Origin of the sequence: Streptomyces sp. NPDC051214, from assembly GCF_040682375.1 — a bacterium.
In the GTDB taxonomy this organism is placed as follows: domain Bacteria; phylum Actinomycetota; class Actinomycetes; order Streptomycetales; family Streptomycetaceae; genus Streptomyces.
In genome coordinates this window covers 26477-50654 of sequence record NZ_JBFBAT010000023.1, presented here as the reverse complement: position 1 = coordinate 50654, position 24178 = coordinate 26477, and the positions used below count along the sequence as shown (strand labels likewise).

At 70.5% G+C, this 24178-nt stretch carries 23 protein-coding genes and 1 pseudogene; 8 read left to right on the top strand and 16 right to left on the bottom strand.

Annotated elements, in window-relative coordinates:
- Position 1 precedes the first annotated feature (1 nt).
- Both AB0M70_RS39515 and AB0M70_RS39510 read right to left on the bottom strand, forming a co-directional pair.
- The gene (locus tag AB0M70_RS39515; RefSeq protein ID WP_365828211.1) at positions 2-541 is read right to left on the bottom strand and encodes an SMI1/KNR4 family protein; all 540 of its coding nucleotides are present in this window, start codon (positions 539-541) and stop codon (positions 2-4) included.
- 89 nt (positions 542-630) lie between these two features.
- Positions 631-1197, bottom strand: a complete 567-nt coding sequence (locus AB0M70_RS39510) for a TetR/AcrR family transcriptional regulator (RefSeq protein WP_365828209.1) — start codon at positions 1195-1197, stop codon at positions 631-633.
- Positions 1198-1308: 111 nt separating this feature from the next.
- On the opposite strand from AB0M70_RS39510, the gene AB0M70_RS39505 reads away from it, so the two are divergent.
- Positions 1309-2319, top strand: a complete 1011-nt coding sequence (locus tag AB0M70_RS39505) for an NADP-dependent oxidoreductase (protein ID WP_365828207.1) — start codon at positions 1309-1311, stop codon at positions 2317-2319.
- Positions 2320-2344: 25 nt separating this feature from the next.
- On the opposite strand, the pseudogene AB0M70_RS39500 reads toward AB0M70_RS39505, so the two are convergent.
- The 7 genes and pseudogenes from AB0M70_RS39500 to AB0M70_RS39470 form a co-directional block, all read right to left on the bottom strand.
- A pseudogene (locus AB0M70_RS39500) lies at positions 2345-2950 on the bottom strand (SDR family oxidoreductase).
- Positions 2947-3948: a fumarylacetoacetate hydrolase family protein gene (locus AB0M70_RS39495; RefSeq protein ID WP_365828205.1), complete on the bottom strand. Its 1002-nt coding sequence runs from the start codon at positions 3946-3948 to the stop codon at positions 2947-2949. Before AB0M70_RS39495 ends, AB0M70_RS39500 begins: the two are co-directional and overlap by 4 nt.
- 24 nt (positions 3949-3972) lie before the next feature.
- Entirely contained in the window at positions 3973-4908 is a 936-nt protein-coding gene (locus AB0M70_RS39490) for a VOC family protein (RefSeq protein WP_365828203.1), read from the bottom strand.
- Positions 4909-4912: 4 nt separating this feature from the next.
- Positions 4913-5947 carry an amidohydrolase family protein gene (locus AB0M70_RS39485; protein WP_365828308.1) on the bottom strand — a complete coding sequence of 345 codons (1035 nt, stop codon included), beginning with the start codon at positions 5945-5947 and terminating at the stop codon, positions 4913-4915.
- A gap of 62 nt (positions 5948-6009) precedes the next feature.
- Complete coding sequence (locus AB0M70_RS39480; RefSeq protein ID WP_365828201.1) at positions 6010-7143, bottom strand: FAD-dependent oxidoreductase; 1134 nt, start codon at positions 7141-7143, stop codon at positions 6010-6012.
- 41 nt (positions 7144-7184) lie between these two features.
- Positions 7185-8147 carry a cyclase family protein gene (locus tag AB0M70_RS39475; protein ID WP_365828199.1) on the bottom strand — a complete coding sequence of 321 codons (963 nt, stop codon included), beginning with the start codon at positions 8145-8147 and terminating at the stop codon, positions 7185-7187.
- Complete coding sequence (locus tag AB0M70_RS39470; protein WP_365828306.1) at positions 8144-9118, bottom strand: fumarylacetoacetate hydrolase family protein; 975 nt, start codon at positions 9116-9118, stop codon at positions 8144-8146. Before AB0M70_RS39470 ends, AB0M70_RS39475 begins: the two co-directional genes overlap by 4 nt.
- A 239-nt stretch (positions 9119-9357) precedes the next feature.
- On the opposite strand from AB0M70_RS39470, the gene AB0M70_RS39465 reads away from it, so the two are divergent.
- Positions 9358-10269: a LysR family transcriptional regulator gene (locus tag AB0M70_RS39465; protein WP_365828197.1), complete on the top strand. Its 912-nt coding sequence runs from the start codon at positions 9358-9360 to the stop codon at positions 10267-10269.
- A 52-nt stretch (positions 10270-10321) separates the two neighbouring features.
- Here AB0M70_RS39465 and AB0M70_RS39460 read toward each other — a convergent pair whose 3' ends face one another.
- Positions 10322-11005: an alpha/beta hydrolase gene (locus AB0M70_RS39460; protein WP_365828195.1), complete on the bottom strand. Its 684-nt coding sequence runs from the start codon at positions 11003-11005 to the stop codon at positions 10322-10324.
- Positions 11006-11118: 113 nt separating this feature from the next.
- Between AB0M70_RS39460 and AB0M70_RS39455 the strand changes: the two genes are divergently transcribed.
- Entirely contained in the window at positions 11119-11673 is a 555-nt protein-coding gene (locus AB0M70_RS39455) for a hypothetical protein (RefSeq protein ID WP_365828193.1), read from the top strand.
- Between the two features lie 96 nt (positions 11674-11769).
- The gene (locus AB0M70_RS39450) at positions 11770-12024 is read left to right on the top strand and encodes a hypothetical protein (RefSeq protein WP_365828191.1); all 255 of its coding nucleotides are present in this window, start codon (positions 11770-11772) and stop codon (positions 12022-12024) included.
- A 29-nt stretch (positions 12025-12053) separates the two neighbouring features.
- Here the strand turns inward: AB0M70_RS39450 and AB0M70_RS39445 are convergent, their stop codons facing one another.
- From AB0M70_RS39445 to AB0M70_RS39425, 5 genes are all read right to left on the bottom strand, one after another.
- Positions 12054-12956 carry a Gfo/Idh/MocA family oxidoreductase gene (locus AB0M70_RS39445; RefSeq protein WP_365828189.1) on the bottom strand — a complete coding sequence of 301 codons (903 nt, stop codon included), beginning with the start codon at positions 12954-12956 and terminating at the stop codon, positions 12054-12056.
- Positions 12957-13068: 112 nt separating this feature from the next.
- Positions 13069-14289 carry an ROK family protein gene (locus AB0M70_RS39440; protein ID WP_365828187.1) on the bottom strand — a complete coding sequence of 407 codons (1221 nt, stop codon included), beginning with the start codon at positions 14287-14289 and terminating at the stop codon, positions 13069-13071.
- Positions 14290-14408: 119 nt separating this feature from the next.
- The gene (locus AB0M70_RS39435; RefSeq protein WP_365828304.1) at positions 14409-15275 is read right to left on the bottom strand and encodes a carbohydrate ABC transporter permease; all 867 of its coding nucleotides are present in this window, start codon (positions 15273-15275) and stop codon (positions 14409-14411) included.
- 80 nt (positions 15276-15355) lie between these two features.
- Positions 15356-16339, bottom strand: a complete 984-nt coding sequence (locus tag AB0M70_RS39430) for a sugar ABC transporter permease (protein ID WP_365828185.1) — start codon at positions 16337-16339, stop codon at positions 15356-15358.
- Positions 16340-16402: 63 nt separating this feature from the next.
- Positions 16403-17809 carry an extracellular solute-binding protein gene (locus AB0M70_RS39425; protein ID WP_365828183.1) on the bottom strand — a complete coding sequence of 469 codons (1407 nt, stop codon included), beginning with the start codon at positions 17807-17809 and terminating at the stop codon, positions 16403-16405.
- Between the two features lie 136 nt (positions 17810-17945).
- Between AB0M70_RS39425 and AB0M70_RS39420 the strand changes: the two genes are divergently transcribed.
- The 4 genes from AB0M70_RS39420 (at position 17946) to AB0M70_RS39405 (ending at position 23230) form a co-directional block, all read left to right on the top strand.
- The gene (locus AB0M70_RS39420) at positions 17946-18992 is read left to right on the top strand and encodes a zinc-binding alcohol dehydrogenase (RefSeq protein ID WP_365828181.1); all 1047 of its coding nucleotides are present in this window, start codon (positions 17946-17948) and stop codon (positions 18990-18992) included.
- 97 nt (positions 18993-19089) lie between these two features.
- On the top strand, positions 19090-19890 hold the full coding sequence (locus tag AB0M70_RS39415; protein ID WP_365828179.1) for a sugar phosphate isomerase/epimerase family protein: 801 nt from the start codon (positions 19090-19092) through the stop codon (positions 19888-19890).
- A complete protein-coding gene (locus tag AB0M70_RS39410) occupies positions 19887-21272 on the top strand; it encodes a trehalase family glycosidase (protein ID WP_365828177.1) in 1386 nt (461 codons plus the stop codon). The genes AB0M70_RS39415 and AB0M70_RS39410 overlap by 4 nt, the downstream gene beginning before the upstream one ends.
- Positions 21269-23230 carry a glycogen debranching N-terminal domain-containing protein gene (locus tag AB0M70_RS39405; RefSeq protein WP_365828175.1) on the top strand — a complete coding sequence of 654 codons (1962 nt, stop codon included), beginning with the start codon at positions 21269-21271 and terminating at the stop codon, positions 23228-23230. Before AB0M70_RS39410 ends, AB0M70_RS39405 begins: the two co-directional genes overlap by 4 nt.
- Before the next feature lie 13 nt (positions 23231-23243).
- Here the strand turns inward: AB0M70_RS39405 and AB0M70_RS39400 are convergent, their stop codons facing one another.
- On the bottom strand, positions 23244-24059 hold the full coding sequence (locus tag AB0M70_RS39400; protein WP_365828173.1) for a methyltransferase: 816 nt from the start codon (positions 24057-24059) through the stop codon (positions 23244-23246).
- Positions 24060-24178: the final 119 nt, after the last annotated feature.

The window sequence follows — 24178 nt, the reverse complement described above, 5'->3', positions numbered from 1 at the left end:
CTCAAAGGACGTCGTCGTTGGAGTCGAACTGGTGCTGCCGTGAGGGAAGAGCGTCGAAGTAGACGGTGTCGGCTTCGCCGGTGAGCACCAGGAGCAGGAACTGTGCGCAGGAGTGGGGGTGGTGCTCCCACTCCGGGCCCCGGCCTTCGTTGAACAGGGTGGTCCACTGCTCCGGCTGCTGCCCCGGTCGGCGCAGCCAGTACAGCATGGCGCCGCTGCCCTCGATGTAGGCCCAGGGCAGCACCTGGGCCCCGTCGCCTGCCAGGAGTTGCGGCGGCTTGGGCTCGAATTCCCACAAGGAGGCGAGGATCTCCGCGCGCTCCCGGGCCTCGTCGAGGAGGTTGTAGTCCTTGTCGGGGCATGCGGGGTCCAGGAGCCGGATCTCCTCGTCGAAGATTCCGCCGCCGTAGACCTCGACGAGTTCCTTGTAGTCCGGTGGCAGGGCGGTGCCGAGCTGCTGCTCCACGGCGGCCCAGTCCCGTGAGCGGCGGGGGCCCGGGGGCGGAACGAGTGCGGTGAGGCGTGCGACGGCGGGCTGCATCCGGGCTCCTGCGTGGGCGGGTCGAGGTTGAGTGCGGGCGCGTGGCCACGGCCGGGTGGTGGTCGGGGGTGCGGACGCGGGCTGCGTTTCTACCCGGCTTCGCTGCCCCGCGTCGTCGTCAGGATCGCGCTCACCACCACCTCGAAGAGGTGATCGGCGCTTGGCGCGAGTGAGGGTTGATCGCCGGTCCAGGCGAGCATGGCCACCAGCGCGAACAGATCGGCGCCGTCGACGTCCTTCCGCGCCAGGCCCGCCGTCTGCGCGCGCGTGAGGAGCCGCGCACCGGCCGCGCGCAAGGTCACGCACGAGGCGTGGAGTGCGGATTCGGTGTCCTCGATGGCGGCTGCCATCAGCACGGTCACACCCCGGTACTCGGTGGTCCAGGCGACGCAGTCGCGCAGCCAGGAGACCAGAGCGACCTCGGGCGGACTCGACGTCTCCAGCGCGCACGCCTTCGCCGTCAGTTCGTCGAAGCTCGTGCGGAGCAGGGCATCGAGCAGCGCCTCGCGCGTCGGGAAGTGCCGCAGCAGTGTCGCGAGCCCGACGTCCGCCCTGCGCGCGATGTCGCGCAGGGACACGTCGACGCCTTGCTCGGCAAGGGCGGTGCCCGCTACGGCGAGCAGGTGGTCGCGGTTCTTCCTGGCATCGGCCCGCATGGGTCCCCTTGACTATCCGGATCACTGGTCCATATATTCGGATCAGTGGTCCACTTATGTGGATCGCTGATCCGAATCAGCGTAACTCGCGGCGCGGGCAGGAGAAGAACGATGTCGACACGCACGATGAGGGCCATCCGCCTCCATGACCACGGAGGCCCGGAAGTTCTGCGGTACGAGGAGGTGCCGATCCCCGAACCGGGGCCGGGCGAGGTACTCGTCCGCGTCCACGCGGCCGGCATCAACCCGCCCGACTGGTATCTGCGCGACGGCATGTCCAACCTGCCTCCCGAGACGAGGCCGAAGTTCGCCCTGCCCGTGATCCCGGGGACGGACCTGTCGGGCGTCGTCGAGGCCGTGGCCGCGGATGTGGACGGCTTCTCCGTCGGTGACGAGGTCTTCGGTCTCCTGCGCTTCCCCAGCTTCGACGGCAGCACCTATGCCGAGTACGTGGCCGCGCCCGCCTCCGACCTGGCACTCAAGCCGTCCGGCATCGATCACGTGCACGCCGCGGGGGCGCCCATGGCCGGCCTCACCGCGTGGCAGTTCCTGATCGACCTCGGACACGATCACCCCTCGCCCTTCCAGGCGGCGCGGCACCGCCCCACAGCGCTCGACGCCGACACGACGGTGCTCGTCAACGGCGCCGCGGGCGGCGTGGGGCACTTCGCGCTCCAACTGGCGAAATGGAAGGGCGCACGGGTCATCGCGGTGGCCTCGGGCGCACATGAAGCGTTCCTGCGCGAGCTCGGCGCCGATCAGTTCATCGACTACACCAAGACTCGCCCCGAGGACGTCGTGCGAGACGTGGACCTCGTTCTCGACGCCGTCGGCGGCCCCGACAGCAGGCGTTTCCTGCGTACACTCAAGCGCGGCGGCTCCCAGTTCCCCGTGTTCTTCGGCGAGTTCGACGAAGAGGAGACCGCGAAGCTGGGCGTCACGGTCACGGGCACCCAGGTCCGCTCGAACGGGGCGCAGCTCGCCGAACTGGGGCGTCTGCTCGAGGCCGGCACGGTCCGCGTGGCGATCGACAGCACGTTCCCCCTCGCGGAAGCCCGAGCCGCGCACGAACGCGCCGCCCAAGGCCATATCCGCGGCAAGATCGTGCTCACGGTCGCATAGCGACGACCGATTGCACCGACCCGGGTCAGGTCCGGCGCAGGGCGTCGGACACCGCCTTGGCGCCACCGTGCGCGGTGTAGCCGCCGTCCACGGGGATGTCGGCACCGGTGATGAACGACGCGTCGTCGCTGAGCAGGAACGTGACCAGCGGCGTGATGTCGTCGACCGTGCCGGTGCGACCCAGCGGGGTGTCGCGCAGGGTCGTGTCACGGAAGGCGGCCGGCGCGGTGGCCGACCGCACAGGGCCCACTTGCTGGTGGTGTACGCGACCGGATAGTGGGCGGTCAGCGCCGCCGAGGAGCCGACGTTGACGATGGAGGCGCCCGGCGCCATCAGCGAGGTGAGGTGCTGGATGCCCAGGAGCTGCCCGGTGACGTTGACCGCGTGAACGCGGGCCATGTCATCGGCGCGTACGTCATCGATCCGTGCGCGCCAGGTGATTCCGGCGTTGTCCGCCGTCTCGACGTCACCAGCGACACGGACTGGGCCCAACTGCCCGCCGAACTCGGGCAGTCGTACTGAGCGCCTCGGCTTCGGCGGCGCCCTGGCCACCGGTCGCGGCGGTGACGATCACGACCTTGCCGAGGAGTCGCCTGTGGCGCACATCGGGCACGGCCTGTGGGTCGGTCATGGCCGCTCCCGGGTGCGGCGCCGGGCCGCGGGGATCGGGAGGGGTTCGGGGCCGGGCACCACGGTGTTGGAGACGGTGCCGATGCCTTCGACGGTGAGGGTGACGGTGTCGCCGGGCTTGAGGGGCGGCGGGTCCTGGCGGCCGCGCAGCCCCCAGAGTTCGGCGAGGCAGCCTCCGTTGCCGCAGGTCCCGGAGCCGAGGACATCGCCGGGAACGACGCGGGTGCCGCGCGAGGCGTAGGCGGCCATCTCCTCGAAGGTCCAGCTCATGTTGGACAGCAGGTCCCTGCCGACCACCTCACCGTTGATCGCGGCGGTCATGGCGAGCCGCAGGAACCCGTCGCCGTCGCGGTAGGGCTCCAATTCGTCGGCGGTGACGAGGTAGGGGCCAAGAGTGGTGGCGGTGTCCTTGCCCTTGCAGGGGCCAAGGCCCACCCGCATCTCGGCCGACTGGAGGTCACGCGCCGACCAGTCATTGAAGATCGTGTAGCCGACGATGTGCTCACGGGCCTGCTCGGGGCTGAGATCGCTGCCCTCGCGTCCGATGACAGCCGCCACTTCGAGTTCGAAGTCGAGGACCCCGGCTCCGGGCGCCGCCGGAATGTCGTCGTGCGGACCGTAAATGGCGTGGGGATTGCCGAAGTAGAAGGTCGGGGCCGCGTACCACTGCTCGGGGACACCGGCGGTGCCCTCCACGGAGCGGCGTACGCCCTCCACGTGCTCCTCGAACGCGACGAAGTCCCGCACGGAGGTGGGCTGCAAGGGCGCCAGCAGCCGCACCTGGGAGGCGTGGGGGCCGGCCGGCCCGTCGAGTGCCGCGGCGCCGCGGTCGAGGCAGCCGCGCAGCCCGTCGCCAGGGGCGAGCAGGTCGGTGAGGGAGCTGACCCCGGGCAGGGGGTAGAGGGTGCCGTCGTCCTCGACGACGGCGACGCGGCGTTGATGTTGGTGCTGGTATTGGTGTGGGTGTGGGTGTGGGTGTTCATACGCTGCGAGGCGCATAGGGGTTTCCTCCAGGCACAGGGCTCAGACCGGCGGGGCGACGAAGCAGCCGCGGTCGACGTCGTTGAACGACTCCTTGGCGACGAACTCGTTCATCGCGTTCGCTGTGCCCCACTGGTCGGTGACCTCGGGGTTGGAGAAGTCGTACACATGGGGGTGCCAGGTGTCCTCGTCGAGCATCTCCAGTTCGGTGGTGTACTCGACGGTGTTGCCGTTCGGGTCGAGGAAGTACGTGAAGGTGTTGTCTCCCGCGACGTGGCGACCGGGGCCCCAGATCTTGTGGTGTCCGGCGCGGATGACGCGGCCCGATCCGCGCATGTACTCGTCGATGCCGCGCAGCTCGAACGAGATGTGGTGCAGGGCCGCGTGCGGGCCTTGGGCGATGGCCATGGAGTGGTGCTGGTTGGAGATGCGCATGAAGTGCATCGCCTCGCCCATGTTCGGGTGCATGAGCGTGTCGGAGAGCTTGAAGCCGAGGTGCCGCTCGTACCAGGCGCGGGTCGTGTTCAGGTCGGGGGCGTTGAGGACGACGTGGGAGAGCTTGACCGGGACGGCCTCCTTCTCCTCGATCCTCCGGTGCCTGCGCACCTCCACGTCGGTGGAGACCTCGATGGTGCGGCCGTCGACATCGAAGAAGCGGAAGCCGTAGCCGCCGCCCGGGGTGTCGATGCTTCCGGGCCGTGTTATCAACTGCACGGCGTCGGAGAGGAGTTGTTCGGCGAGGGTGTTCACGTCGGCAGGGGTCGAGGCCCCGTACGAGATGAGGTCGAGGCGCTTCTCGGCGGCCTTGCGCAGCCGGACCACGTACTGCTCCGGTGAGCCTTCGGCCGCGAGGAAGGAGATCCCGGAGTCCTCGGCGACCTTCGTGAGGCCCCAGACGCCGGAGTAGAAGTCGAGCTGCCGGTCGTAGTCGGGCACGGCGAGGTCGACGTGGCGCAGGTGGGTGAGCAGGCGGGTCATGATGTCAGTCCTTCCGGAGGAGAGCGGCGGCGTTGGCGCCCCGTACGGCGTGGAAGTCGGCGTCGGACAGGTGCGCGGCGCGCAGGGCGCCGACGGGGTCCTGGGTGCCCATGTCGAAGGGGAAGTCGGAGCCGAGCAGGACCCGGTCCGAGCCGACGACGCGGATCAACTCCCGTAGTACGTACGGGTCATGGACGAGGGAGTCGAAGTAGAGGCGGTTGAGATAGCTGCTGGGCGGGTGTGCGCAGGCGATGCTCGCGTCCGACCGTGCCGACCAGGCGTGGTCGGATCGGCCGATGTGCGTGGGCAGATAGCCGCCGCCGTGCGCGGCAAGCACCTTCAGGGCCGGATGCCGGTCGAGGACTCCGGAGAAGATCAGGTGGGAGAGGGCGACGGCGTTCTCGGTGGGCTGGCCGACGGTGTTGGACAGGTACCACTGGTCGAGGCGCTCGTCGAGCGTGCAGCCGAAGGGGTGCAGGAAGAGGATCGCTCCCGTCTCCTCCGCCCGCGTCCACAGCGGCTCGTACGCGGGATCCGACAGCTCGCGGAACAGCCCGCGGCCGGGGGTGTGGCTGGGAGCTTGGTTGGGGGCGTGGCTGGATATCTCCACGCCCAACAAGCCTTGTTCCACGGCATGTTCGAGAGCGTGGACAGCGAGATCCGGATGCTGGAGCGGTGCCAGGCCCAGGCCGCGCAGCCGTTCGGGGGCGGCCGCGCAGTGGGTCGCGGTGGCCTCGTTGGCCAGACGGTAGACGTTCTCGGCCGTCTGCTCGTCGGTCCAGTAGTGGTAGTGCGAGGGCGACGGGCTGACCAGCTGTACATCGACGCCTTGGGCGTCCATCGCGGCGAGCCGGGCCGAGGGGTCGGTCAGGCGCGTGATGCGTTCGCCGATCATCGGCCCGTTGACGGCCAGGGCCGCGGGGCCGTTGCGCCGGGCGTCCAGGGCGCGGGCTTCGAGGTGGCCCGGCAGGCCGCTCACCAGCGCGTCCACCTCGGGCAGCAGAACGTGCGCGTGCACGTCCACGGTGGGCGCGGCCACGGCAGCGGGCGCCGCCGCTCCCCCGGTGCGCGCGGTCAGGGCCGCTGCCCCGGCCGCCGCGGTCACGGCCTCTCCGTCAGCATGGCCAGGGTGCGGCCCATCAGGCCGGGCACATCCGCGTTGCGCACGCCGTCCAACTGCCACTGCCCGATCTGTACGGAGGCCTCGACCACGGCCCGCACCCGCGGGATGCGCCGCTCGTAGTACGCCTGGAGCAAGGCGTCGTCCCAGGTGTCGGAGCCCGTAAGGAGTTCGGCGAGGACGAGCGCGTCCTCCAGGGACAGGGCGGCTCCTTGCGCGAGGGTGGGCGGGCAGCAGTGCGCGGCGTCCCCGACGAGGACCACGCGGCCGCGGTGCCAGGAGCCCTCCACCAGCATCTGGTCGAACCAGGTGTAGTTGACCTGGGTCGGGTCCGTGATGTGTGCGGTGATCTCCGGCCAGTGGCCGCCATAGGCCGTGGCGAGGCGGGTCATCTCGTCCGCGTACGACTGTGACGGGATGGAGGCGCGATCACGGGCGGCCTCGACGACGAACGCGTAGAGCGTGGTGGCGCTCGTGGGGCAGTAACCGGCGATGTAGGCGGGACCGCCGTAGGCGAGGTCGGCCCGGCTCACCCCCTCGGGGCGCGGGGCGGCGACGCGCCAGATGGCCATGCCGGTCGGCTCCGGCTTCGTGGCGATGCCGATCGCGGACCGCGTGCCGGAGCCGAGACCGTCGGCGGCGACCACCAGGTCGTAGCGGCCCCGGGCGCCATCGCTGAACCGGACGTCGACGCCGTGCGCGTCCTGCTCGAGCGAGGTGGCCGTGACACCGAGGCGCACCGTCGCGCCGCTCGCACGGACGGCCCGCATCAAGACGCGTTGCAGTTGGGGGCGCTGCATGCCGACGGTGGCGGGCAGGTCGTCGCCACCGCTGCGGAGGTCTTCGGAGACGTGCAGCACCGTGCCGTCGGGGGCCGTGATGCCGACGGCGTCGAATCCGAAGCCGGACGCCTCGACGTCCTCCCACACGCCGAGTTCGCACAGCACGCGCAGGGCGTTGCCCTGGAGGGTGATACCGGATCCGGCACTGGCGTTCCAGCCGGGCTGGGCCTCGATCAGGTCGACGGCCACGCCGGCGCGGCGCAGCAGGATCGTCACGGCGTTTCCGGCCGCGCCGCCGCCGATCACGAGGACCTTGCGGGTCTGATTCAGCATGAGGGAACTCCTCTGTTCCACGGGCTACTTGATCCCACGGGCTACTTGGCGGCGATCGGGTTCACCGGGGAGCCGACGGCGCCGGTGACGGGCAGCGGCGCGGCGGTGAGCCAGAACTCGTACACGCCGTCGGCCGCACAGTCCTCGGCCAGGGCGTCCAGGTCCCACATCTCGCCGATGAGCAGGCCCATGTTGGGGATGGCGACCTGGTGCAGGGGCTGGAAGGCGTGCTCGAACTCGTTCGGCCGGACCTCAAAGCCCCAGGTGTCCGTGGCGATGGCGGCGATCTCGGTGCGGTACAGCCAGCCGGCGGTCGTAAAGGACAGGCCGGGCGCGTCACCCCCCGCGTACTCGCCCCACCCCTCACGCCGCGCCCGGGTGAGCCGTCCGGTACGCACCACGACGATGTCGCCGCGGCCCACCCGCACGCCGTGGGCCGCGGCGGTCGCGGTCAGGTGCTCCTCGGTGATGGCGAAGCCGTCGGGCAACTCGCCATCGTCGCCGACCACATGGCCCACGTCGAGGAGGACGCCGCGCCCGGCGACGTGCGCGGCCATGTGCTCGATGCCGGTGACCAGGTCCCCTTCGGAGGTCACCACTTCCTCGGCCGGGCGGCCGTTCCACGCCTTGCCGTGGTCGAAGATGTGGCCGAGGCCGTCCCACTGGGTGGAGCACTGCAACGGCATGGCGATCACGTCGTCGGCGCCGCCGAGGCCGTGCGGGAAGCCCTGATGGCCCAGGGCCGCGTCGGTCCCGGTGTCCAGCATGGTGTGCACCGGGTTCGTGCGGCGCCGCCATCCCTTCTGCGGACCGTCCATGCCGAACCGTTGCGACAGGGAGAAGCTGGCGCCCCGGCGGGCGAGCGCGGCGCCCTCGCGTCGCTTGGCCTCGTCGAGGAAGTTCAGCGTACCCAGCACATCATCCGCACCCCAACGCCCCCAGTTCGAGTACGACTTGGCGGCTTCGGCTATCTCACGCTCCGGGTCGGTGCGATCCAGGCTCACGCCGCGCCCTCCGCCACACATCGGGTGCGCTGCGCGCCGAGCCCGGTGATCGAGCCGTCCATGACGTCGCCGTCGCGCAGCAGGCGCCCCCAGTGCATGCCGTTGCCGGCGGGAGACCCTGTCAGCACCAGGTCCCCGGGCAGGAGCCGGGCGGTGTGGGAGGCGTACGACACCATGCGGGCGACGTTGAAGATCATGTCCTCGGTGGACTCGTCCTGCATCGTCCGGTCGTTCAGCTTCAGGGTCAGCCGCAGGTCGTCGGGGTTCGCGATTGAGTCGGCGGGCACGATCCACGGGCCGAGCGGGGTGAAGCCGGGCGCGTTCTTGCTGCGCAGCCAGTCGGTGCCGATCTGCGGCATGTCCCGGCGGAAGACGGTCGCGCGGTCGGTGAGGTCGTTGGCGATGGTGTATCCGGCGACGTGCTCCAGCGCCTCCCCCACGGTGAGCCGGTGGGCAGGGCGACCGATGACAGCCGCCAACTCCAGCTCCCAGTCCGGCTTTTCGGCCCAGAGGGGCAGCACCACGTCGTCGTACGGGCCCGTGATGGCACTCGGCAGACCGATGAAGACGTACGGCAGGTCCTCGACCGCGCGCCGGTCCATGATCTCCGCGGCCTCGGCGCGGGCCTCCTCCACGGAGCGTCCGTCGGCCGGGTCGCGGTGCGCCACGTGCAGATCGATCACGTGCTGCCGGTAGTTGGCACCGGACTGGAACACCTGGCGCGGCTCGACCGGAGCATGCACCTGGAAGTCCGCCAGCGGCCGGCGTCCGGTATCGGTCGCCGCCGCGTCGGCGGCGGCACCAGAGATGGCCAACTGGTGCAGGAGGGGCAGCAGTTCGGCCCAGCGCTCCAGCACCGTACGAGTCGTCGCCGCCGGATCGCCCAGCGCCGCCCCGAGGTCGAGCACCTGCTGATCGGGCGTGACGAGGGCAGGAAAGGCGACCCCGTCGGAGCCGGAGAGCGTAGCCAGGGCGAAAGGCCCGGCGAAGGGGGCGAAGGCGGGAGCGGATCCGGATCCGGATGCGGGAGTGGGTGCGGGCGTGGGGGCGGGTGCGGGGTTCACGAAGGTGTCCTCCTGATGGCGATGCCACCAATCTGACGCCGACACCCACGATCATGGAAATCGATTCTGTGGATACTGATCATCCGCCGTGTTTATAGTCAGTGGTCAGACAGTCACGCCCCCATTCGCGCAGGGAGAACGCACCGGTGAACCTGGCCCGCCTCGACCTCAACCTCGTCGTCGCCCTGCACGCACTCCTGGAGGAACGCAACGTCACCCGCGCCGGGCAGCGCGTGGGCCTCAGCCAGCCCGCGATGAGCGCCGCGCTCTCCCGGCTGCGCAAACACTTCGGCGACGAGCTGCTGGTGCGCTCGGGCGGCCAGTACGAACTCACGGCCCTGGGGCAGGTACTCCTCGACCGCACGGGCACGGCCTACGACCTCCTGGAGCGCCTGTTCAGCAGTCAGGCCGTCTTCGAACCGGCCGAGGAGGAGCGGGAGTTCACGCTCCTTGCGTCCGACTACGCGGTGGCCGTCTTCGGGTCCGCGCTCGCGCGGGTCGTCCACCGCGAGGCACCCGGAATCCGGCTCAGGTTCACCCGGACGCCGCCCACCGTGATCGAGGAGACCGGAACGCTGCTGAGCGCGCACGACGGGCTGCTGATGCCGCACGGCGTCGTCAGCGACCTTCCCTACACCGACCTCTACGAGGACAGTTGGGTCTTTATCGTCGCCGACGACAACGACGAGGTCGGCGAGCAGCTGACCCAGCAGGACCTGGCCCGGCTGCCGTGGGTGACCTACCAACGCACCTACGACGCCCCGGCCGTACGCCAGTTGGCGATGCTGGGAGTCGAGCCACGGGTGGAGGTGTCGGTCGACACCTTCCAGTCACTCCCCCTCCTTGTCGCAGGCACCCGCCGGATCGCCCTCATGCAGGAACGCCTGGCCCGGCTCCTCGCCGGCATCGCGCCGGTGCGCCTCATGCGGCCGCCCTACGACGCGGTCCCGCTGCGAGAAGCCCTGTGGTGGCACCCGGTACACACACGCGACGCCGCCCACATGTGGCTGCGCTCCACCGCGGCGCGCGTCGGCGATGAGCTGGCGCGGGGCGCCTGACCAGTCCGGCCGCACGACCCACGGCCCGTCCGGCCGCGCAGAAGGAGTGACGTCAGCCCTTGGCCGCCGCCGTCAGAACGTCCGCCAGTTCTCTGGGGCGGCTGAGTGCCGCACAGTGGCTCGCCGCGATCTCGTCGGGGGTCACGTCGAGTCGTTCCCGCGCGAGCCGGCGCTGGAACTCCGGCGGAAGGAAACGGTCCTCGGTGCACACCACGAACCTGGTCGGCACGCGCGGCCAGGCATCGAGTGGCCACGGTTGGGCTGACGCGGCCGAGGACGGATGGGCTCGTTCCTTGCTCATCGCCTCCTCGGCCAGCGCGCGCGGGACATCGTGGTAGAAGGAGACGTGCGGGTCATCGCTGCCGGTGAGGCCGCCGTCCCGCTCGGCCTGACGCCGCACGGCCTCGGCGTAGCCGGTGTTGCTCCACCACGCGTCCGGTGTCTCACCAGGCTCGGGCACCATCCCGGCGACCAGGATCAGCGCATCGACCTGACGACGGGCGGCGATCAGGGGCGCGGTGAACGCGCCGTACGAATGACCCACGACCACGAGATCGCGACGGTCACCGACCGCCTCGACCACGGCATCCGCATAGTCGTCGAGCGTCAGCGAGTCGTCGTCGCCCGGAAGATCCGGAGCCACCACGTCATGACCGCGCGCCCGAAGCTCCGCCTCGACCAGATGCCAGGACCAGCCGACGTCTCCGGCACCGTGGATCAACACGAACGTACTCACAACAGGGCTCCCGTCCTGAGGGCGGCGACGACCGGGCAAAACATACCTGCCGGGGACGGCATTGAGTACCGCTACTCATGCGGTCGACGTCGACTCGTTCGTACGGTCGCCTCATGAGGAAAGCCGCCATCTCCCTGACCCTGCTGCTTGCCGCCCTGTCGACCACGGGTTGCTCCGCGGTGGAGCGGGAGTACCCCTCCGCCGAACCGGCGGCACTCAGGCAGCGCCTGACGGACCGCGCGCAGTGGGCGTACGAGGGGATGGCACTGCCGCGCCACGAGACCGTGACGCCGGTCCGGGTGATTCCCGGCCACAGCTGCTCCGCGGGAGGCCTCAGCATCGAGAAGACCCTGCCCGACGTCGTCACCTTCGACCTCAGCTGGACGGTCGAGGATGTCCCGGTCGACATCGCGCGTACCGCGGAAGCGCGCCTGCGCAAACAGTTCGCCTCGGCGGGTTGGACCGTGACCCACGACGGCAACCGCCGGGGCAAGACCTTCGTCGAGTTCGGTTTCCGCGTCCAGGACCCGAAGACGGGCGATACGTTCGACCTGGACTGGAACGACTCGACCACCTCCCTCTTCCTGTCGGGCTACACCCCGTGCGCGAAGGTCCCCCGGTCAGCGGCCGAGGGCCCGTCACCCGATACCTGGGCCCCGCAGATCTGAACTCGTACAGCACGGCGTGACACGGTCACGACGCTGGATATCGGGCGACCGGACGACACCGCAAGTAGTTTCCAACTGTGGCCCTAAGGTGGGGCCATGAGTGATGAGGGGACGGGCATGGCACACGGGGTATGCACCGGCTGCGGGAGCAACGAGGTGTATGAAGGCCAGGCCTACTACGGACAGGCACTGCCGAAGGTGCGGCTGAAGTTCGGAGCTCTCCGCGGAGAGACCGTGCCGACATCGGCGCTGGTCTGCGCGAACTGCGGACGCCTGGAATGGCGCCTCCTCCTCGACCATGACGTCAAGGACGGCATCCGGCAGCACTTCACCCACGTACCGCCCAGGTAGCGACAGTCGAGGGCCGCCACGACCCGCGTCTACGGCCGGGCGCTGGCCAGCAGCCGTTGGATGTGCAGGCCGTGGGCGGCGTCGATTCCCGTGCCCTGGCCGGTGCGGACCGCCGTGGCGAACTCGCGGCGCAGGATGGGCCAGCACTCCTCGTGGTCGATGTCGGCGGTGTCGTAGACCAGTTCTTCGCCGGGTCCGAAGAGCTCCACGCGGGTCCTGGCGCGTGGGAGGTTCACGCTGCCGGACAGGGACGCCTGACTGACCGCGCCGTTCTCGTGCTCGCAGGTCAGCTCGATCCAGCGCGTGGGGTCGCCCGTGGCGCGTACGGAAACGATCGGTGCGACCGCGGTGTCGAGCAGGTCCAGAAGGTGCGGGCCGAGGTCGAGCAGGGCGCCGTGTTCGAGCCGCCAGGCGGTGGCGAAGTCGCCCTCCAGGAAGGCTCCGTGGAGGTAGCACGAGCGTGCGCCGGTCACCTCCCGCGTCGCCGCTTCGGCGAGGAAGGCACGGGTGGCCGGGTGGTATCGCTTCGTAAGGACCAGTTGCGAGATCACCTGGTGTTCGGCGACGGCGTCCGCGACGGCGCGGGCGGTTTCCAGGTCGGTGCCGAGCGGCTTCTCCAGGAGCAGGGCGCGGCCCGCCGCCGCGGCACGCGGGGCCAGAGCGGCCTGCACGGCGGGTGGTACCGCGAAGGCCACCGCCTCGCACGTGTCGAGGAGTTCCTCGAAGGAGGCGGCGGCGGGGGCGCCGTACGCCGCGGCGACTTCGGCGGCTGCCTCGGGCCTGCGCGCCCAGACCCCGGCGAGCGTCGTCTCGGGACCGGCGGCCAGCATGCGGGCGTGCATGGCGCGGGCCCAGGGGCCGGCGCCCACCAGCCCGACGCGGACAGGCGGGTGGGTCCAGGCGGTGGCCGGGGCGGCGGTGCTGTGGGGCATGGTGCTTCTCCGTGGGTGAGCGGGTGTCGTCGTCGGGGCGGTGTACCGGGCGGTGGGTCCTACCCCTCGCGCCGCGCGGAGGCGGCGTCCGGCCGCGACGCGCTAAGCCGGTTCACCCCGTCGCGTCCGGCGCCAAGAGCTCCGCGAGGCGCGCGTCCGCCGTGGCCGGGGAGTAGAGGTGTTCGACGACCATCAGGGTGGCTCCCATCAGGGCGGCGTGGTCACCCAGTTCGGAGGTGACGACCTGGAGGTGGGAGGTGGTGCGGGGCATGGCGCGCTGATACAGGAGTTCGCGTACGCCGGTGAGGAAGGGAGTGCCGGCCAGGTCGCCGGTGAGCACCAGGACACCGGGGTTCAGCAGGGTGACGACGGTGACCAGGACTTCGCCCACGCGCTGGCCGGCCTCCCGGGCGAAGCGCACGGCGTCGGGGTGACCGGTGGCGAGGTGGGCGCGGACGTCGGAGCCGGAGGCGGTGGGCACGCCGGCGGCGGTGAGCTGTCTGGCGATGGCGCCACCCGAGGCGACCGCGGCGAGGCAGCCGTAGGAGCCGCACATGCACAGGGCGTCGGGGCGGTCGTGCAGGCGGATGTGGCCGATGTCGCCCGCGCCGCCGTCGATGCCGCGATAGACCTCGCCGCCGACGATGACGCCCGCGCCGATGCCCGTGGATGCCTTGATGAGGACGAAGGCGCTGCAGTCGGGGTGGCCGGCCCGTTGCTCCGCCAGGGCCATCAGGTTGGCGTCGTTGTCGACGTAGACGGGAGGAGGCACCGGCCCCGCGGCACCCCCCGGGACGACGTGCTCGGACCATGCCTCGCGCAGGCGTTCGCGTACGGGGAAGCGGTCCCAGCCCGGCATGATCGGCGGCTGCACGATCTGGGCGGTCTCCCAGTCGACGGGGCCGGGTACGGACAGGCCGATGCCGCAGATGCGTGCGGCGTCGACACCGGCCTCGGCGAGCAGCGGGGCGAACCAGCGCGCCAGTTCGTCCAGGACGCGGTCGGGTCCGTCGCCGATGAGGAGGGCGCCGCTGTGCTCGGCGAGGACGTTGCCCGCCAGGTCGAGCACGGCGACCCGCGCGTGCCGCGTCTCCAGGTCCGCTGCGATGACCGCGGCGTGCGTCGGGTCGAATTCCAGGCGGACGGAGGGTCGGCCGCCGGTCGAGGCGCCCGTCGCGTCGCGCAGCCAGCCGGCCGCGAAGAGCTGATCGAGCCGGTGGCCCACCGTGGAGCGGGAGAGTCCCGTCGCTTGCTGGAGCGCTCCGCGCGTGGTGGCCTCGCCGCTGCGGATGAGCTGCAGCAGGTGCCCTGCGCTGGCCTGGTTTCCTGCCATGCCCGCTGTCCCCGTCCTGTTCTGTCGATCTGTGCGTGTGAAGCGTGAGGGTGCGTGTGGTGCGTGCCGCCGGCCGGTCGAGCCGTACGGCTGTGTGCTGCCGCCGCGCTGAGCCGGTGTCAGCCCTTGTCGGCGCCGCTGGTCAGGCCCTCGGTGAGGAGCCGTTCGGCGGCGAAGAACAGGAGTACCACGGGGATGGTGAGGATGACCGACCCGGCCATCAGTACGGTCTTGGACACCTCGATGCCGTTGGCCAGTTGCTGCAGTCCCAGCGAGACCGTCCACTTGTCGGGCTCGGCGGCCAGGAAGAGGAGCGCGAAGAGGAATTCGTTCCAGGCGATCATGAATACGTAGAGCCCGGTGGCCATCAGGGTCGGTGTGGCGAGCGGCAGGATGATCTTGCGGACGGTCTGCAGGCGTGAGGCCCCGTCGATGGCCGCTGCTTCCTCGATGCTGTACGGGATGGTGACGAAGTAGTTCTTGAGCATGTAGATCGAGACGGGAACCGTCTGGGCGATGTAGACGATGGCCAGACCGACCAGGCTGCCGGAGAGCCCCATTTTGGCGAACATGACGAAGAGGGGCACGGCGAGCAGCGTCGCGGGAAAGAGGTAGACGGCCAGGAAGAGGGCGCTGACGTGCCGGTTGCCGAAGAACTTGAGTCGGCTGACGGCGTAGGCGCCGGGCACCGCGGCGGCCAGGGTGAGCAGGACCGTGGCGATGGCGACGAGTGCCGAGTTGAGCAGCATGCCGAGGAATCCCTGGCCGCCCTCGGAGGACGGCTTGAGCACGTTCTCGTAGGTGCTGAGGGTGAAGTCCTTGGCCGAGACCCAGAGGTTGCCCGGGTCCAGGAGCAGCGCGTCGATGGGCTTCACCGACAGCATGAGCATGTAGTAGAAGGGCACGATCGTGATCGCGGCCAGGAAGGCGATCACGACCCAGCGCAGGACTCCGAAGAGGCGCTCCTCGAACTGTGCGCGGGTCAGGCCCCTCGCACTGCGGCGGAGTGGGGGCAGGGGACGCTCCGGCTGTTCGGTCCGTTCGCGGGTGATCGTCTGGGTCCGGGTCATGCCGATTCCTCCTGAACCTTCTTGCCGAAGAACTTGAAGTAGATGCCCAGGAGGGCCATGAGGGAGACGGCCAGGACCAGTGCCTGTGCGGACGCGGCGCCGACGTCGAAGCGTGAGGTGAGGAAGTCGTAGACGCGTACGGCCACGACGTCGGTGCCGGAGCCGCCGCCGGTGAGCAGGTAGATGTCGTCGAACTTGTTGAACGTCATGATGAAGCGCAGGACGGACAGCAGCGCGATGACGGGCATCAGTTGCGGCAGCAGGATGTGCCGGAAGCGCTGGGTCAGGGTGGCGCCGTCGACCTCCGCGGCCTCTTCCAGGCTGCTGGGCACGGCCTGGAGGCGGGCGAGCATGAAGAGGAAGGCGAAGGGGAAGTAGCGCCAGGTCTCGAAGGCGATGACGGTGAGCAGCGCCAGTGGGATGTCGAAGTGGAATCCGAACACGCCCACTTCGTAGGAGCGGGTGGAGAGGAAGGCGATCGGGTCGTCCCAGCCGAAGAGCTTGTGGCCCCATTCGTTGACGATGCCGAACTGGGGGCTGAGAGCCACTTCCCAGACGAAGGCGACGGCGACCACGGGCGCGACGTACGGCAGGAGCATCGCCGCGCGCAGGATGCCCCGGCCGCGGAAGGGTTTGCGCAGGGCGAGGGCCGCGATGAGGCCGAGGACGACGGAGCCCGCGGTGGCGCCGACGGTGTAGACCAGCGTGGTGCCCAGGCTGCTCCAGAATCCGGGCGAGCCGAATACCTGCTCGAAGTTGGCCAGGGTCCAGCGTCCGAAGAGGCCGTTGTCCTGGATGTTGACGAGCTTGGCGTGCTGGAAGGCGAGCAGGACGGTCCACAGGATCGGCAGGATCACCACGACCAGGACCACCAGGAAGGTGGGGGTCACGAAGGCGAGTCCGGCGCGGTTCTCACGCGTGCTTGCGGACGGGGGTTGAGGGTCACGGCGCTTCTTCGCGCCGCTCTGGAGTGTGCTCATGGATGGGTTACCTCGGAGAAGGAGCGCCTGGGGGAACGCGGAGAGGGGCGCTTGTGCGGCTGGCTACTGGAGGGACTTCTGGAGCGCGGCCACCTCGTCGTTGGCCTCTTCGGCGGCTTCGTCCGGCGAGATCTGGCCGCTGGTCATCGCGCCGATGGCCTTGGCCACGGGCAGCTCTCCGTTGGTCGCGCCCACCAGCGCGCCCTGCCCCTCGGTGAGGCCCCAGCGCTTCATGTCGCCCACGCCCGCGACGAGCCGGTCCAGGAGCTCGGGCGGGTAGGCCTTCTGCATGGAGGCGCGGCGGTCGACGCCCATGACGCTGGAGCGCCAGGCCCGGTCGAAGGAGCCGGGCTCGCTCTTGGTGCCGGTACGGACCGGGATCTTGCCCTCGGGGGCCATGCCGAACCAGTCCTCGTAGCCCTTGCTCATCATGTACTGGATGAACGTGCGCGAGGCGCCGCTCTCGGCGGTCTTGGTGACGGCCCAGGAGGTGATCTCGCCGAACTGGGCGGGTTGTTTGCCGTCGGGGCCCTGCAGGGCGGTGATCACCTTGGTGTTGCGGGCGAGGAACTTGGGGTCCTTCTTGCACTGCGGGCAGCTGGGCAGTGCGTCCGAGCGCAGGCCGGCCATCTCGTCGAGCAGGAAGGACGACCAGATCATCATCGAGGACTTGCCGGCGAAGTAGGTGGCGCGGGTGGTGTCCACGCTCTGGGTGCCGGAGGCGCCGTGTTCGCGTGCGAGGTCGTCGTACGCGGCGAAGGCCGTGCGGCACTGGGGTGAGTCGAGGGCGGGTTTGCCCGCCGGGTCGACCAGGCGGCAGTCGTTGGCCAGGGCGATGTCCTCGAAGCTCTGCTGAGTGAAGACGTCCGAAGGGTCGGTGGCGGCCGACATGCCCGCCCTGCCGTCCTTGTCGAGGGCGGCCGCGGCCTTCATGGCCGTCGCATAGCTGTCCGGCGCCTTCAGGCCCGCGTCGGCGAAGAGGTCCTTGCGGTAGACCAGCAGTTGGAGCCAGGCGTCGGAGGGGACACCGAGGCGGGTGCCGTGGTCCTCGGTGAGGGACAGGGCGTTCGCGTTGAACGTGCCGGGGTCCAGGTCCTTGACGATCTGGTCGGCGACCTTGGTGTTCAGCAGGCCGTTGCCGTACATCTGCCAGACCTGCCCCATGGGGACGGCGCCGATGACGTCGGGAAGCTTGCCGGACGCGGCCGCCGACATGATCAGCTGCGGGAGCTGCGCCTCGTCCACGCCAACCAGGTCGACCTTGACGCCCGTCTCCTTCTCGAAACGGCTGACGATCTTCTCGGTCGCCGCCATCCGGGGAGGCAGGTTCTCCTGCGACCACACCGTGATCGTGTTGTCCGCCTGCCGCTCGGCGGTGGAACTGCCGGAGCAGCCGGCGAGCAGGCCCGCGGCCAAGGTCGCGGCGAGCCCGAGGCGGGCCGCCCTCGACCGCCGGGTTTTCATCAACATGCTGTGTCCTCACGCCACTCATGCACTTTTCCCGAGCATCTCAGCACCACTTTTGCGTGTTGACAAGACATAACTCTGAGATATCTTCGACGTAAGTCATCGAGAAACAGCCATTCCCAGCACTTCCGGAGCTCCCGTGGAACGCGTCGTCCAGTTCACCGGCCCCCGCCAGGTCGAAGTAGCCGAGCACGAGAGTGCCGCGCTGCCCACCGGACATCTGCGGGTGCGCACCCGCTACTCCGGCATCTCCGCGGGCACCGAACTCACCGCCTACCGGGGCACGAACCCCTATCTGACGCGCACCTGGGACGCCGAGGCGCGGCTCTTCCGCGACGGCGCGGCGGGCATCGAGTACCCGGTCGCCGGCTGGGGCTACTCCGAGGTCGGCGAGGTCACCGAGGTCTCCCCCGAACTCGTGGGCACGCCGGGCATGCCCGCCCCCGGCGACCTGGTCTGGGGCATCTGGGGCCACCGCAGCGAGGGCATCGTCCCGGCCGAACGCATGATCGGCCACACCCTGCCCGCCGGCCTCGAACCGCTGGCCGGAGCCTTCGCCCGAGTCGGCGCCATCGCGTACAACGCCGTGCTCGCCGCCGACATCCACCTCGGCGAGGACGTGGCGGTCTTCGGCCAGGGCGTCATCGGCCTGCTCACCACCCGCCTCGCCCAGCTCAACGGCGCCCGCGTCACCGCGGTGGACGCCCTGGACGGACGGCTCGCCACGGCCCGTGAGTACGGCGCACGGCACACCCTCAACGCCCGCACCGACACCGTCGCCGAACGCATCCGCGAGGCCACCGGCGGCACGGGCGCCGATGTCGCCATCGAGATCAGCGGCGTCTACCCGGCCCTGCACGAAGCCCTGCGGTCGGTCACCGTCGGCGGCCGCGTGGTGGCCTCCGGCTTCTACCAGGGCGACGGCGCAGGCCTGCGCCTGGGCGACGAGTTCCACCACAACCGGGTACAGCTGATCTGCTCCCAGATCGGCGGGGTCCCCCCGCAGCTGGCCGGACGGTGGACCGTCGAGCGGCTCCAGCAGACCTTCCTCTCGCTGGTCGCCGAAGGCCAGGTCGACGTGAAGTCCCTGGTCAGCCACGTCGTCCCGGTGGCGGACGCCGCGGACGCCTACGTGCTGCTCGACGAACGCCCCGCCGACGCCCTGCAGATCGTGCTGGAGTTCTGAGCCAGGCCCACAGTTCTGAGCCCCGCCCACCGGTTCGCCCCCGGGCAGTCACCCAGACACACCAGATCGCTGACCCTCAGCGCTGAAAGGCTTCACCATGCTGAAAACCGCCTGCCAGGAACAGCTCCTCCCGGGCGACACGCTCCAGGACAAGTGGGCGTTCGCACAGGACGCCGGCTACGACGCCGTCGAACTGCGCTCCAAGGGTGACTTCCACTTCCGCGACCGCCTTCCCGAACTGAAGCAGGCCGCCGCCGACGGTGTGGTCATGCCGACCGTCTGCGTCGACATGCTCCACTTCTTCGCCGCGTTCGACGACGACCTGCGCCACGACGCACTGGAGCAGATGAAGTCACAGCTCAGCGTGGCAGCCGAGATCGGCGCGCTCGGCGTGCAGACCCCGGCCTCGTACGGCATGTTCTCCCGCAGGCTGCCGCCGTTCGAGCCGCCGCGCTCCGAGCAGCAGGACCGCGAGGTGCTCCTCGAAGGACTGGCCGCACTGGGCGAGCACGCCCGCGCCGAAGGCGTCACCCTCTACCTGGAGCCGCTCAACCGCTACGAGGACCACATGGTCAACCGCCTGGACCAGGCGGCCGAGTTGATCCGCACCGTGGGCCTCGACTCCGTGCGCATCGGCATCGACAGCTACCACATGAACATCGAGGAAGCCGACCCGGCCGCCGCCATCGTCGCCGCCGCCCCCTACATCGGGCACGCCCAGGTCAGCGACTCCAACCGGTTCCAGCCGGGAGCCGGTCACCTCGACTGGCCCGCCTGGCTCGGCGCCCTGCACACCATCGGCTTCGAGGGGTACCTCGCCGCCGAGTGCCGACTGACCGGCGACCCCGTCGAGGCGGTGCGCTCCGTCCCCGCGTTCCTGCGGAGGTCCGGCGCGTGACCTCGCTGCTCGAAACCCCCGTGCCCGCCGCAGCCGATGACCTGACCCTTCGGCGCGGCGCGGCACGGGTCCTGCTCCGCAACTGGACCGGTATCTCCACCGTTCCCTCCCGCGGCCTGTACCCCCACCAGTGGAGCTGGGACTCGGCCTTCATCGCGATCGGCCTGCGTCATCTCTCCGTACGCAGGGCCCAGCGCGAGCTGGAGAGTCTGCTGGGCGCCCAGTGGGCCGACGGCCGCGTCCCCCACATCGTCTTCAACCCGCTGGTGCCGCTGGACGCCTACTTCCCCAGCCCCGACTTCTGGCGCTCCTCCACGGCCGGCGCCGCCGCCGGAGCGCCCGCCCACACCGAGACCTCCGGCATCGTGCAGCCGCCGGTCCACGCCCTGGCCGCCTGGCTCGTGCACGAGGCCGACCCGCAGGCCTCGCACCGCCGGGGCTTCCTGCCCCGCCTGTACGGCCGGCTCGCCGCCTGGCACGACTACCTCACCGGCCCACGCGACCTCGGCCGCGGCGGACTGGCCGCCATGGTCCACCCGTGGGAGCCCGGCATGGACAACAGCCCCTGCTGGGACGGCCCGTTGGCACGCATCGACCCCGTGCCCCCTGGCTCCTACCGACGCGCCGACCTCGACCACGGGCAGCCCGCCGAGCGCCCCACCGACCTGGACTACGGCCGCTATGTGCGGCTGGCCACCGACTACCGCGACAGCGGTTACACGGACGCGGGCGGCCACCATGCCTTCGCCGTCGAGGACCCCTGCGTCAACGCCCTGCTAATCGTCTCGGAACACGCCCTCGCCAAGATCGCCGCCGAGATCGGCGCGGACCCGGCCCCGCACGAAGAGCGGGCCGCCCGCCTGACGACCGCGCTGGTCGAGCGCCTCTGGTCGCCCGCCGACGGCATGTTCCTCAACCGCGACCTGGTCAGCGGCGCACTCATCGCCGAACGCAGCATCGCGGGCCTGGTGCCGCTCATCGTCCCCGAACTTCCGCAGAACATCGTCGAAGCCCTGCTCACCACAGCGGCAGGACCCGGATTCCGGCTCGGCTCGGTGCCCATGGTGCCCAGCTACGCCTTCGACGGGCCCGCCTTCGACCCCTCGCGCTACTGGCGCGGACCTGCCTGGTTCAACACCAACTGGCTCCTGGAGCACGGCCTGCGCCAGTACGGGCAGGCCCGCACGGCAAACGCGCTGCGCACGGCCATGCTTCACGCCGCGGGCGCCAGTGGCTTCGCCGAGTACGTGGACCCCGTCACCGCCCAAGCCCGCGGCACCCGCGACTTCGGCTGGACCGCCGCCCTCACCCTCGATCTGCTGGCCGGTCAGCGACCCGCGGGCCCCGGCCACCCAAGCCCCTCGAACGGAGCGCGTACGTGAACGGCGCAGCGGACACCACCCTGATCCACGGCGGCACCTTCGCCGTCCTGGGCGCCGACGGAGGACTGACCGGCCGCCGCGGCGCCGCACCCGACGGCCTCTTCCACCGCGACGCACGCCATCTCAGCCGGTGGACACTGACGGTCGACGGCACCGCGCCCCTCGTGCTCGTCCCCTCCGCCGGTGAGGTGTCCGCCCAGTGTGCGCTCACCCCGCCGGGCACCCGCGACGAACCCCCGGCCTACACCGTCTTCCGCGAACAGGCCCTCGCGGAAGGGGCCTTGACGGAAACCATCCAGCTGGTCAACAACCGCCCCGCCGCGACCACCGCCGTCCTTGGCCTGACCGTGGACGCCGACTTCGCCGACCAGCTCGAACTGCGCTCCGACAAGCGGCACTACGCCAAGAACGGCGCCCGGCGCACCGCGACGGTCCGCCCCGACGGCATCACCTTCACCTACGAGCGCGACACCTGGGTCGCACGCACCACGGTGTCGGCTGCCCCCGCGCCGACCGCCGTGAAGCCAGTGGAAACGGTGGGCACGGATGAGAGCACCGCTCACCGGCTGGAGTGGCACATCGAACTGCCGGCCCACGGCACCGCCCAACTGCTGCTGACCGCCACGGCCCACGCCCCCGGCGCACCGGTGACCGCCCCGGCCGGCACACCTTCCCAGGCCGCCGACGATCTGGCCGCCGACCGCGCGGACTTCGTCGGCGCCCCGCTGCCGATGCCACCCGACGCCCCCGACGGACTGGCCGCCGCGTGCGCCCGCGGGCTGAGCGACCTGGCGTCGCTGCGGGTCTCCGCTCACGGCCCGGACGGGGAGAGCGTGCGCGTGCCGGGCGCCGGGGTCCCTTGGTTCCTGTCGCTCTACGGGCGGGACTCGCTGCTCACCTCGCTCTTCGCGCTCCCCTACCGGCCACAGTTGGCGGCGGGCACGCTCAGCGCCCTCGCCGCGACACAGGGCACCGAGTACGACGCCTTCCGCAACGAGCAGCCGGGCCGCATCGTTCACGAGATCCGGCACGGCGAGCTGGCCCACTTCCACCAGGTGCCCTACGGCCGTTACTACGGCTCGGTGGACTCCACCCCGCTCTTCCTGGTGCTTCTGGACAGCTACACGCAGGCAACCGGCGACCACGACCTCGCCCTGAGCCTGGAGAAGCAGGCACGAGCCGCCGTGGCCTGGATGTTCGACGACGGCGGTCTGGACGACCGCGGCTACCTCGTCTACTCGCCCGATCCGCAGGGTCTGGTCAACCAGAACTGGAAAGACTCCGCCGGCGCGATCTGCTTCCTCGACGGCACGCAGGCCGAAGGGCCGATCGCCGTCGCCGAAGCACAGGGCTACGCCTACGACGCGCTCGTACGGACCGCGCGGCTCGCCCGTTCACTGTGGGGCGACGCCCCCTACGCTGACCGGCTCGACGAGGCAGCCACCGAGCTGCGAGCGCGCTTCGCACGCGACTTCTGGATGGCCGGCCCCGACTTCCCGGCTCTCGCACTGGACGGCGAGGGCAGGCACGTCGACTCCCTGGCTTCGGACGCCGGTCACCTCCTGTGGTCCGGCATCCTCGACGCAGCACAGGCCCGCCGCGTGGGCCAACGTCTCCTGGAGCCCGACTTCTTCACCGGGTGGGCCATCCGTACGCTGGCCTCGGGGCAACCGGGATATCACCCGCTCTCCTACCACCGCGGCACCTGTTGGCCGCACGACAACGCGGTGATCCTGCTCGGTCTCGCCCGCTGCGGCCTCACCCACGAGGCACGCACCATCGCCCACGGACTGGTGGCCGCCTCCACACACCAAAACCACCGGCTGCCCGAGGTCATGGCAGGTTACGACCGCACCCGGCACCAGCAGCCGGTCCCCTACCCCCACTCCTGCTCTCCGCAGGCCTGGGCCGCGGCAACACCGCTGGCCGTCCTCACCGCCCTGAACGCGGTGTCCTAGCGGCCTGCCCCGATCACCTCGCCGTCTGTGTCTGCCCGGCCCGGGAGATGAGGTGGAAGTGGCGGGCGATGCGCCGGTAGGGGTCGATCCGGCCGGCCTCCCACTCCGCCTGCAGCACCTGGTCGAAGTCGTCCCCGGAGCTCTCGTCCTCGAGGTGGTCGGTGAACACCCGCACCCCGTACCACCGCACAAGCTCCAGGTCGTGTTCGGCGAAGATCCGCAGGACCAGCGCGCGGTCCACGCCGCGGCTGACCGTGCCGATGCTGTTGTCCTCGACCGGGCTGTGCAGCGCATTCAGCGCGCCGCTCCAGTCGCGGGCCAGTCCCCGCCGTATGGCCAGGGCGTCGGCCTGGTAGGCGAGGACGGAGATGATGCCGCCGGGCCGCAGGCACTGGGCCAGTACGCGCAGCAGCGGGGCCGGGTCCTCGAGGTACATCAGGACGCCGTGGCACAGCACCGCGTCCCACCCCGTGCCGACCAGCCGCGGGGCCTGCTCGCCGAAGCCGTGGTAGAAGGTGATGCTGCCCGGTGCGTCGTGGGCGTGCGGCAGCCAGGAGGAGCGGGCTTTGGCCAGCATGGCTTCGTCGGGGTCGAGCACGGTGACGTGGTGACCGCGCTCGGCCAGCATCCGGGCCTGCACGCCGGTGCCGCCGCCGACATCGAGCACCTGCTGCGGTCGCGCGTCCGGCAGGTGCTCGCCCAACGCGCGATCGACGAGCCGGTGGCGGACAGCGCCGCGAAGCGTGCTGCTGCGGCGGGCATAGCGGTCGGCGAGCTTTTCGTCGAGCGGTTCGCCGGGACGGTCAGGCGTGGTCCAGGAATTGATCATGGGGGTCTCTGAATCTGGGGCGGGGGCGCGTCTCGTGCCGGGACAGCTTGGCCAACGAAGCGACGGTGCGCAGGAAACGGCCCAACTCCCGCCCGGTGCCGCCGAATTGCCGAATCCGG

What these genes read in the sequence shown, in the direction of transcription:
- AB0M70_RS39495 (WP_365828205.1), bottom strand. Translation starts at nt 3,948, where the DNA reads ATGCGCCTCGCAGCGTATGAACACCCACACCCACACCCACACCAATAC.
- AB0M70_RS39425 (WP_365828183.1), bottom strand. Translation starts at nt 17,809, where the DNA reads ATGTTGATGAAAACCCGGCGGTCGAGGGCGGCCCGCCTCGGGCTCGCC.
- AB0M70_RS39515 (WP_365828211.1), bottom strand. Translation starts at nt 541, where the DNA reads ATGCAGCCCGCCGTCGCACGCCTCACCGCACTCGTTCCGCCCCCGGGC.
- AB0M70_RS39450 (WP_365828191.1), top strand. Translation starts at nt 11,770, where the DNA reads ATGAGTGATGAGGGGACGGGCATGGCACACGGGGTATGCACCGGCTGC.
- AB0M70_RS39440 (WP_365828187.1), bottom strand. Translation starts at nt 14,289, where the DNA reads ATGGCAGGAAACCAGGCCAGCGCAGGGCACCTGCTGCAGCTCATCCGC.
- AB0M70_RS39415 (WP_365828179.1), top strand. Translation starts at nt 19,090, where the DNA reads ATGCTGAAAACCGCCTGCCAGGAACAGCTCCTCCCGGGCGACACGCTC.
- AB0M70_RS39490 (WP_365828203.1), bottom strand. Translation starts at nt 4,908, where the DNA reads ATGACCCGCCTGCTCACCCACCTGCGCCACGTCGACCTCGCCGTGCCC.
- AB0M70_RS39505 (WP_365828207.1), top strand. Translation starts at nt 1,309, where the DNA reads ATGTCGACACGCACGATGAGGGCCATCCGCCTCCATGACCACGGAGGC.
- AB0M70_RS39400 (WP_365828173.1), bottom strand. Translation starts at nt 24,059, where the DNA reads ATGATCAATTCCTGGACCACGCCTGACCGTCCCGGCGAACCGCTCGAC.
- AB0M70_RS39455 (WP_365828193.1), top strand. Translation starts at nt 11,119, where the DNA reads ATGAGGAAAGCCGCCATCTCCCTGACCCTGCTGCTTGCCGCCCTGTCG.
- AB0M70_RS39480 (WP_365828201.1), bottom strand. Translation starts at nt 7,143, where the DNA reads ATGCTGAATCAGACCCGCAAGGTCCTCGTGATCGGCGGCGGCGCGGCC.
- AB0M70_RS39510 (WP_365828209.1), bottom strand. Translation starts at nt 1,197, where the DNA reads ATGCGGGCCGATGCCAGGAAGAACCGCGACCACCTGCTCGCCGTAGCG.
- AB0M70_RS39445 (WP_365828189.1), bottom strand. Translation starts at nt 12,956, where the DNA reads ATGCCCCACAGCACCGCCGCCCCGGCCACCGCCTGGACCCACCCGCCT.
- AB0M70_RS39430 (WP_365828185.1), bottom strand. Translation starts at nt 16,339, where the DNA reads ATGAGCACACTCCAGAGCGGCGCGAAGAAGCGCCGTGACCCTCAACCC.